The organism is Bradyrhizobium sp. CFUWI (genome assembly GCF_056429085.1).
Map to the genome: position 1 here is coordinate 1 of NZ_JBWJZE010000124.1, position 729 is coordinate 729.

Below are 729 nucleotides of genomic sequence, written 5' to 3' on the forward strand. Positions count from 1 at the left end.
CATTGTTCTCCCAGGCCAGCATCACCTGGAACAATGGCGTGTGATCAAGAGCGCGGGGCGGCTGCACGATCTCCACCACCTGCTCGAACGGCAGGTCCTGATGCTCCTGCGCAGCCAGCACCGTGCGGCGCGTCCGCTCCAGAAGCTCCGACACGCGCGGCTTGCCCGACAGGTCCAGCCGTAGCGCCAGGGTGTTGACGAAGAATCCGATCAGCTCTTCGATCTCCCGGTGCCCCCGATTGGCGCTGGGCACGCCAATCACAAGATCGTCCTGCCCCGACAGACGCGACAGCACCGCCGCCCAGGCCGCCAGCACGATCATGAACAACGTCGTGCCATGCTGCAGGCTCAGCCGCTTCAGCTCCCGCGTCAGATCCGCATCGATGACGACCGGGACCGTGGCCGCGGCAAACGACTGCTGGCCAGGCCGCGCGCGGTCCGTCGGCAAGACAAGACGGGTCGTGCCTGCCAGGGCGCTGCGCCAATACTGCGCCTGCTTCTGCAGCCGTTGCCCTGACAGCCAGTGGCGTTGCCAGGCGGCGTAATCCGGATACTGGAGCGCAAGCGGCGGCAGGGGATCGTCCTGCCCAGCCTCGAACGCCCGGTAAAGCTGGCTAAGTTCACGCAGCAGCACGCCCATCGACCAGCCGTCCGAGACGATGTGATGCTGGGTCAGCAGGAAGACGTGTTCCTCGTCCGACATCCGCACCAGATGCCCGCGGATCAGTG

The 729-nt window shown here is 66.1% G+C and carries 1 protein-coding gene; it reads right to left on the reverse strand.

The features are described 5' to 3' along the window. On the reverse strand, positions 1-729 hold a 729-nt coding region (locus AC066S_RS39005; protein ID WP_478271931.1), incomplete at both ends, for a condensation domain-containing protein.